Source organism: Candidatus Thermokryptus mobilis, assembly GCF_900070205.1.
Lineage (GTDB): Bacteria > Bacteroidota > Ignavibacteria > Kryptoniales > Kryptoniaceae > Kryptonium > Kryptonium mobile.
The window spans coordinates 2,870-11,565 of record NZ_FAOO01000031.1 but is presented as its reverse complement, the minus strand read 5'-3'; the positions used below and the strand labels follow the sequence as shown (position 1 = coordinate 11,565).

General features: G+C 36.4%; 8 protein-coding genes. All 8 read left to right on the top strand.

Annotation, left to right across the window (positions count from 1 at the left end; translation table 11 throughout):
* A partial coding sequence (locus FKZ43_RS11210) for a TM1812 family CRISPR-associated protein (protein WP_320415062.1) occupies positions 1–572 on the top strand: 572 nt, incomplete at its 5' end.
* 33 nt (positions 573–605) lie between these two features.
* Entirely contained in the window at positions 606–1,853 is a 1,248-nt protein-coding gene (csm6, locus tag FKZ43_RS11205; RefSeq protein ID WP_219916533.1) for a CRISPR-associated ring nuclease Csm6, read from the top strand.
* Positions 1,854–1,963: 110 nt separating this feature from the next.
* A complete protein-coding gene (gene cas10 / locus FKZ43_RS11200; protein WP_219916532.1) occupies positions 1,964–4,516 on the top strand; it encodes a type III-A CRISPR-associated protein Cas10/Csm1 in 2,553 nt (850 codons plus the stop codon).
* Between the two features lie 2 nt (positions 4,517–4,518).
* The gene (gene csm2 / locus FKZ43_RS11195) at positions 4,519–4,923 is read left to right on the top strand and encodes a type III-A CRISPR-associated protein Csm2 (RefSeq protein ID WP_140945982.1); all 405 of its coding nucleotides are present in this window, start codon (positions 4,519–4,521) and stop codon (positions 4,921–4,923) included.
* 24 nt (positions 4,924–4,947) lie between these two features.
* Positions 4,948–5,652, top strand: coding sequence for a type III-A CRISPR-associated RAMP protein Csm3 (gene csm3, locus FKZ43_RS11190; protein ID WP_140945981.1), 705 nt, complete (start codon positions 4,948–4,950; stop codon positions 5,650–5,652).
* A 2-nt stretch (positions 5,653–5,654) separates the two neighbouring features.
* Complete coding sequence (gene csm4 / locus FKZ43_RS11185) at positions 5,655–6,590, top strand: type III-A CRISPR-associated RAMP protein Csm4 (protein ID WP_140945980.1); 936 nt, start codon at positions 5,655–5,657, stop codon at positions 6,588–6,590.
* 2 nt (positions 6,591–6,592) lie between these two features.
* Positions 6,593–7,723, top strand: coding sequence for a type III-A CRISPR-associated RAMP protein Csm5 (csm5, locus tag FKZ43_RS11180; protein ID WP_140945979.1), 1,131 nt, complete (start codon positions 6,593–6,595; stop codon positions 7,721–7,723).
* 21 nt (positions 7,724–7,744) lie between these two features.
* Positions 7,745–8,566, top strand: coding sequence for a putative CRISPR-associated protein (locus FKZ43_RS11175; RefSeq protein ID WP_140945978.1), 822 nt, complete (start codon positions 7,745–7,747; stop codon positions 8,564–8,566).
* Positions 8,567–8,696 lie beyond the last annotated feature (130 nt).

Sequence of the window (8,696 nt, the reverse complement as noted above, 5' to 3'; positions counted from 1 at the left end):
GAGACGAAATTTTGGTTTTCCTTGGTTCTTTCTTTTTTGCACTTCCTGTGTTTGTTTTAAGTTATATGATAAGTTCAAAAGACATCAAGGATAAAATCGAAAGGATTTCAAATGAATTTGAAAATTTTATAGTTTTAAATTCCTCAGGAAAGTTAGAGATTTTAAGAAAATTTGAATTTGAGGAGAACTTTTCAAATCTTGTAAAAGCATTTTTAATAAGCGCAATTTTAGAAAAATTAGGATTTAAAAAACTTTTTGATATTCAACTTTCTGAAATTGAAAATTTAAAAGAAGAAATTTTTAAAAACCTTCCAGTAGAAAGCAACAGAATTGATAAAGAAATATATGATATACAAAATCTGCAAAATATAACCCAAGATTATCAAGTTTATTCTTCCATTTTAAACAAAAATCTTTCAAAAATTGACAAAAGGAACTTTTTTGCTCACGCAGGATTTGAACATAATGCTATAGAATTGAAGAAACAGAACAATGAAGTATACGTGAGGATTTACAATGAAAATAAAAATCAAGCTGAGAGTTTGATAATTGGGAATTTACCCCAAATTTAGGATTAATTAAGAATAAATGATTTGGCAGATTCCGTGAATCATAATGAAGACAATACAAGCGAGAGGAAACATATTTTAATAGTTGTAGCGGGTTTGACGCCGGGGATAATTACTGAGACGCTTCAGTTTTTGACTTTTGCTGAGCCTGGCAAAACATTGACCTATGATGATTTAAAAAATAGGAGGGTTAGGTTGAAAATTTCTGAGGTTTTTGTTTTGACGACTTCAAAAGGGCGGAAGATGATTATTGACGAGCTTATTGAAAGTGGATGCTTTAAAAAGTTTTGCGATGAGTTTGGGATAAATTGGATAAAGTTTGATGAAAACAGTATAATTGTCCTAAAGGATACAAATGGGAGGGAAATTGAGGATATAATAACGGTTGAAGAAAATCAGGGTGCTGCAAATATGCTTTTTGATTTTATCCGTCAAAAGTTGAAAGATGAAAGTGTAATTGTTCATTGTTCAATCGCTGGGGGAAGAAAAAGTATGGATGTTTATTCGGCATTTGCATTCCAATTTTATGGCAAGGGTGAGGATAAAATGTATCATGTCATTGTCAACAGTCCCTTTGATGACCCTAACTTAAAGGGTAAAGATGGGGGTAGATTTCTTTACATTCCTATTGAGGAAGTGACTTTTGTAAGGTTGTCGGATAAGTCAGAACATACTTCAAGGGGAGCTGAAATTACGCTTTATGAAATTCCGTATGTTCATTTAAGGAACAAACTTAAGAACATATTGCCGTCAGATAAAAGTTATGATGAACTTGTTAAAATAGCTCAGCGTGAGATTGATTTAACTTTGATTCAGCCCCATCTTTATGTTGATGTTAAACGTGGTGATGTTAAGGTCAATGATTGGGCTTTGGAGCTAAAACCGACGGAGCTTTTTATTTATCTTTACTTTGTGTTCAGCAGGAAGCTGTGTAAGCGCAATCATAGAAAAATTTTATGCTCGTTTTGTTTTCCAGAGTTTGAAGAAGTTAATAATTTGAAGATCAGGAAGTTTAGAAACCAAAGACCCTTGTCCAAGGCATTAGGCGTAATTGAGAAAAATTTTGGAGTGATGAGCAGGGAGGTGAAAACAATAAAGCATTGGATTGATAGTGGTATCCCAAGACAAAGTTTAAGCGATAAAATTTCCGACATCAATAAGAAGATAGAGAGCGTTGTTCCAATTCCAAATGTTGATTTGGTTAAGATCAAAAATAAAGGTAAATATGGCAAGCCAAGATATGGGATAGAGCTTGACTCGGGGAGGATTGAAATTTTGAGGTGAGAACTATATAGTTAGCAAACTACATAGTTTTTAATTTTTGTGTTGAATTTGATACAAAAGGTTTGTTAATTTTAACAAAGGATTTAAAATAAAGCGGGTTAGCTATGGATATGGACATTGACAAATTAACGAGGGCAGTTGCTGTTTCAGCTCTTTTTCACGATATAGGTAAATTTTGGCAGAGGGCGGTAAAGGGGGATGAAGGATTGTCTTTGGAGACGAAAAAGCTTGAGGGGGAATTGTGCCCTGATTGGGGGAGGTATAGGCATGTGTTATGGACGAGTGAATTTTTTGAACAGTTCGGAGCACTCTTTCCGATTGATGTTTCTGAAAGTTTGACCGGAGATGCTCTTGACAATGTTAAAAATCTTGCGTCAAGGCATCATGCGCCGAAGTCGCCTCTTCAGGTCATAGTTCAGCAGGCGGATTGGTTAAGCAGTGGTATGGATAGGACAAAGGCAGAGGATTTGAAAGATGAGGAAAGCGGAACTTTTAGAGAAAAGAGATTAATTTCTGTTTTCAGTGGAATTGGTAGTGGAAGCAAGGGTAAAAGGTGGGTTTATAATTTGACATCGCTAAAGCCAGATGAAAGTGTTTTTCCTTTTCAAGAAGAAAAGATGAGTGATTTAACGGGGGAATATAAAAAACTTTGGGATGATTTTATTGAGGAGTTCAAATTGCTTGGTGTTTTAAGGGACAATTTTAATGTTTGGATTGCTTCGGCGCTTTCTTTGCTTGAAAAGTATGCCTGGTGTATCCCGAGTTCAACTATGGATGTGCCAGATGTATCTCTTTATGATCATTTGAGGACAACATGTGCGATTGCGGCGGCGCTTCTGAGATATCATTTTGAAACGGGGACACTTGATAAAATTGAGGATATAAAGGATAGGGACAGAAAGAAGTTTATTTTTATAAATGGTGATGTAAGCGGGATACAGGATTTCATCTATATGCTTTCGGTGACAAATGTGAAGGGGGCAAGCAGAATATTGAGAGCGAGGTCGTTTTATATCTATGCATTCACTGAAGGGATTATAAGTTACATTTTAAAGGAGATCGGTCTTCTGCCAGCGTCATGTATAATGAATGCAGGTGGTAGGTTTATAATTTTGGCGCCAAATGTTGAGTCGGTGAGGAACAAAATGGAGAAACTTTCTAAGGAGATATCGCTTTGGTTTTATGACGAGTTTAGCGCTGTTTTATCGCTTAATATCTCATATGATGTTGAAATTTCAGGTAATGATTTGATGCGTGAAAATTTCAGTAAAACTCTCATAAGAGTTCAGGATTCAGTTGAGGAGAGAAAAAAGAAGAAATTTATAGATATACTTAAAGAAGGGGCAAGGGGTTTTACATTTGATGATTTGTTTGAGGGCTTGCGTAGGGATGGGCATTGTAGATATTGTGGGACATATCCAGCGGTTGAGGAAATTGAGGATGAGGAAGGTGAAGCGATAAAAGTATGTCGCAAATGTAAAAGTTTTGTTGATATTGGGCGGTGGTTGACAGAAGTTGATGTGATTTCATATGCAGGTGTTAACTTGGGACTAGGCGTTCCAATTCTCAGGGGAAAGGTTTATTTAAATTTTCATAAACTAAGCGAGGTAAACATAGCGAAGTATGGTGATAAAATTTATCATCTTGAAATGTTGAGGTATTTTCCTGGTTTTATATATCCAGTGAAATTTATCGCAAATTATGTTCCGAGATGGGCTAACGAGGAAAGGTCAATTTATGAAGAGGTCAGGGAGCTTAAACAGGATTGGGAAGAGGCGATGGGACGAACTAAAACTTTTGGTGAAATCGCAAAGATGGGAACGCTTGATAGTGATGGCGAAGGGAAGCCAATGCTTGGTGTGTTAAAGGCGGATGTGGATAACCTTGGAAAGATTTTTTCTGTGGAGTTTTCAAAGAATATGAGCATATCAAAGTATGTGACTTTAAGTAGAAGTTTTGATTTTTATTTCAGCGCTTTTTTGGATGAACTTGTAAGAGAAAAGTATAGAAATATCTATGTGGTTTACTCGGGTGGAGATGACCTTCTTTTTGTTGGGGAATGGAAGGAAATTTTTGAGTTCGCCGTTGAAATGTATAAAAAATTTAGAAAATATACGACGGAGAATGAAGATATAACTTTAAGCGCTGGGATAGCGCTTATAGGTCCGAAATATCCCGTCAACAGGGGAGCAGTTATGGCGGATGAGTTTCTTGAGAGATCAAAAAGTTTTAAAGAGAATGGAAAGATTGTGAAAGATAGTTTGACGATTTTTAATACAACCGTTAGATGGGGATTTCTTTTGGATGAGCTAATCAAATGGAGGGATATGCTTGAGGGGTGGTTGATTTCAAAGGATTCAAATGTTAAGACGACTTTTTTGCATAGATTATTAACCTATCAAAGGATGGCGAAGAGGTATTATGAGGATGGAGATATAGAAGGATTGAGGTTCACATACCTTTTGAGGTACGATGTCGCAAGAAATTTAGTTGAGATAAAAGATGGGAAGATAGTCAAGGGTAGAGAAGAAAGGGATAAGTTGTTTGAGTTGGTTGAGAACAATTTGAGGGATAAGTATAGGAAGTTGTGGCTTGGTTTGAGAATACCGATTTCTTATGTGATTTATAAATACAGGGGTAAAAAAATAAAAAGGGAGGCGTAAAAATGGCGGAGCAAAAGTATTTCCTTAGGAAGGCTGAAACTGGGGAATGGGTGATCAAAGAGGAATTGGTGACTAAGGAAGCTGAGAAGATAGCGGATGAGCTTGTTGGAAATAACCCAAGAAAGCCAGATTTAAAAAGTTCGCAGTTAAGGAAGTTTTATATGGAGGTCAAAGCGCTTGAGGATAGGGTCAAGGCAGAAAAATTTGATAAAATAAAGCCACTTGTAAAGATGCTAAAAGTTAAAGTGAATTATCAAAAAGGGAGAGGGTTAGTTCCCCCAAAATTTGTTGATTTCATAACCAAATGTATTGATAATGTAAATGATGAGAATGATTTTAAAGCTTTTGTAACACATTTTGAGGCGGTAGTTGGCTATTATTATGGGAAAGCTGAAAAGTTTGATTAAAAATAAAAACAAGGGGTTAATGCCATGAAACTTTTAAAGTATAAGGTTATAACAGGGGAAATTGAACTTCTCACAGGGCTTCACATTGGTGGTAGCAGTGATATAATTGAAATCGGTGGGATGGATAACCCAGTTTTAAAACATCCGATCACGGGAGAACCATATATTCCAGGTTCGTCTTTAAAAGGGAAAATGAGAAGTTTATTGGAGCTTGTATTTGGAAAAGTAAATAATGATGGCGATGTTCATAAATGTAAAGATTTATATTGTGAAATTTGTCGGGTGTTTGGAACTTCGCCGGAAAAGGAGTTTGAGGAAATTGCAAAAAAACGTGGACCGACGAGAGTTATCTTTAGAGATGCATTTATAAGCGATGATTATAAAAAGGAGATGAGAGAGAAGGGGTTGACGGTTTATGATATAATTGAGGAAAAGACGGAAAATAATTTGAACAGGATTACCGCAAAAGCAAATCCGCGCAGGCTTGAAAGGGTTGTACCTGGGGTTAGGTTTAGTTTTGAGATAGTTTATAGGGTTTTTGATACGGGTGATGATGGGAAGTTGGATGAGAAATTGTTTGAGATAATTCAACAGGGGATGAAATTACTTGAGCTTGATTGTCTTGGTGGATATGGAAGCAGAGGGAGTGGGAAGATAAAATTTATCGTTAGACCTGATCAAATTAGAGAATACAAACCAGAGGAATTAAAACTTGAAGTTGAGGTTTAATTATGAAGACATTCAGAGTGAAGTTTAAAGTGTTAAGTCCTGTTATAACGCCATTTCAATCTGATACGATATGGGGGCATATTGCTTGGGCGTGTTATTATATATGGGGTGAGAAGGGATGTAAGGATTTCATTCAAGCACATAAAAATGGAAACCCGACGCTTGTATCAAATGCATATCCAGATGGATTTTTGCCTGTTCCTCACATTCCGCTGGTTGGTAAAGATGGTGAGATAGTTGAAAGGGAAATTTTCAAGAAGCTAAAAAAGCGAAATTTGATGAGAATTGAAAATTTTGAAAAGGTAAAGGATGGTTTAAGCCCTGATAAGTTGTTTGAGGTTTTAAAGGAGGAGGTGTCGGATGAAAGGTTTGTTATAGGTAAGGTGGTGACAGAGACGATCTTGCGCAATAAAATAGATCGTTTGATATTTACGACTGCTGAAGTGGGTGAATTGTTCGCAACCGATGAGACATTTTATGATTTAAATATGCCGATGTGGTTTGCAATCAAGACGGAATTTTTTAACAAGGGGGAGATTGAAACAATCTTAAGATGCGTTGAGCTGAATGGTTTTGGAGCTGATGCTTCAGTTGGAAGGGGTCGGATAAAGTTTATTGAAATTACCGAGCAAGGACTTCCTGAGGCAAGTGATGGAAATGCTTTTATGTCTATTTCAAATTTTATCCCTGCCGGAGATGAATTTGTGGAGTTTGAAGATGCTTGGTATAAATTATTTACGAAGTTTCCAAAAGCGGGTGGTCATTTTGCTTTGATTGATCCATTTAAAAAACCGCTTCTTTTCTTTGAGGCGGGCTCTGTTTTTAAGGTCAGCAAGGTGAAGGATCACTATGGATGTTTGATTGAAAATGTGCATTCAAATAAAGACATTGTTCAGTATGCTTACGCATTTCCGATAAAAGTTAAGTTGGAGGTTTAAAAATGGCAGAGTACAAACAGGTTTTGAAAGTTTTATATCGCATAATAACCCCAATTCACATAGGCATGGGTGCGGATATAAGTCCATTTGAGTATGTGATTAAGGATGGGAATTTTTATAGGATTGAGTCGGATGATTTAATCTCCGGGTTAAGTGAGGAGCAGTTGAAGAGATTCTATAGCTACATTGAGAGCAACAATTTGATCGGCTTGAGGAATGTGATACTTGAAAACTTCAATGAGAGTTATGCGAAGTATAAAATTAGCGTCACGAGGTCAGTTGTTGAAAAGTATGATAAAAGTATAAATGATGTGAGAAATCAACTTTTGATTTCACCTTTCATTAGAAGCGTTTCGGATTTTAGGCCATATCTTCCTGGCAGTTCAATTAAAGGTGCGATAAGGACGGCGATAATTAATGATGCTGTTCAGAATGAGATTAAAAAAATTGGACGACATAAATTGAAAGAGTTTCAGAAAAAGTTATTTGACAAAAAGGGGCATTGGGAGCTTGAATTAGTTGGTGCGATTGTTAAGACCAGAGGTGGTGAGCGTTCCGACGCAAAGCGTGATCCTTTTAGGGTTTTGAAAGTTTCAGATGTTTATTTATCGGATGAATTTTTCCATGTCGGTGAAGTTTTGAACGCAAGTGTTAATGAGAGGCGAGGTAGAGTTGAAACAGTGGGGATACAGATGTTTAAAGAGGTTCTCCTTGGAGAGGTTAATTTAAGCAAGCCAGTTGAGTTTGAAGGGGAGATAAGAATTGACGAAATTTTAAGTGAAGCTAAATATAAAGGCATAGAAACAGAGGATCGGATTGAGAAGTGGATTCCGATGGCTTTGTCAAAGGATTATATAATCAAAACTTGTAATGATTTTTATCTTAATGAGTTTAAGCGTGAAAGAGAATTTTTTGAGTTTGCCGTTGATATGCATGATGTCCTTGATAAAATTGGCAAAATTTTAAGTCCATCAAAAGATGAGTTTGTGATAAGGGTTGGGAGGTTCAGTGGTGTTACAGCGGTGACTGTGAATGAAATTCGTAAGCCACATAATAAAAAGTGGGGTAATACGAAAAATCTTTTTGAGGGGAAGTTCCCGATGGGATGGGTTAAGGTGAAATTTTTAAGTTAAAAACAAAATTTTGGTGAAAAGATGAAAAAAGAATTTCATATAATCAATGTCGGGAATTCGCTTTTGACGAACTATCAGAGGGAGATAAAAAACAGCGCATCGCATGCGGATAACGAATATTGGAGAAATATGATTGATGATGTCAAATTTATGGAAGATATTTATCAGTTTTTATCATCAAATCCGGAAAAAAACAGCGCTGAGTTGAACACATTTTTAAAGGTTGTAAGGGGGAAAGTTCCTTCAAATGTTGAGGTTTATCTTTCTGGGACGAACACTTATTCAAATGAAATATGTCTTCGCACTATTGCAGAGTTTTTGAAGAAACAAAGTTATAGAATTTATGATAATCCAACTTTTCCTGCTTATTTTGTGGAAGCGCAATTTTATGATGATAGGTATGCGAGGGATGAATTTGCCAAGGGGGTTGCAGAGATGCTTGATAGATTTATTTATCTTGTGTTGAAGAAGAAAGAAGAAGGATATGATGTTTACATCAATCCGACAGGTGGGTTGAAGGCACATGTTATAGCTTGTGCGCTTGCTGGTTTTCTAACGGGTTGCAAAGTTTATTATATGAATGAGGAATTCAAAGAGGTCGTGTTTTTGCCCGAGCTTTTCTATTTGCCCAAGGGAAGGGAGGTGGATTTATTAAAGCTTCTTTCGGACAAGGTCCCGAGGAGTGGGTCTGAGTATAATAAACTTAAGAGTAATTATACAGATGAGATTGATAGGTTGAATCTTTATGGACTCATTGAGGTGGAGAAAGATGAGAATGGAAGGGATTATAGGATAAGGATAACAAATAGAGGTCTTCATTTTTTGAATTTGACAGGGGGATGAGATTATGAAAAATATTTTGATCTCTATCCTTGGTTCAACACCGCAAATTTTAACTGAAACGCTTTGGTGTTTGAAGGTTCAGAAGGGAATTGACATTGACGAGATCATTGTGATAACTACTTCGTTTGGG

Coding starts and splice junctions, on each gene's coding strand:
- cas10 (WP_219916532.1), top strand. CDS start 1,964: ATGGACATTGACAAATTAACGAGGGCAGTTGCTGTTTCAGCTCTTTTT.
- csm2 (WP_140945982.1), top strand. CDS start 4,519: ATGGCGGAGCAAAAGTATTTCCTTAGGAAGGCTGAAACTGGGGAATGG.
- csm3 (WP_140945981.1), top strand. CDS start 4,948: ATGAAACTTTTAAAGTATAAGGTTATAACAGGGGAAATTGAACTTCTC.
- csm4 (WP_140945980.1), top strand. CDS start 5,655: ATGAAGACATTCAGAGTGAAGTTTAAAGTGTTAAGTCCTGTTATAACG.
- csm5 (WP_140945979.1), top strand. CDS start 6,593: ATGGCAGAGTACAAACAGGTTTTGAAAGTTTTATATCGCATAATAACC.
- FKZ43_RS11175 (WP_140945978.1), top strand. CDS start 7,745: ATGAAAAAAGAATTTCATATAATCAATGTCGGGAATTCGCTTTTGACG.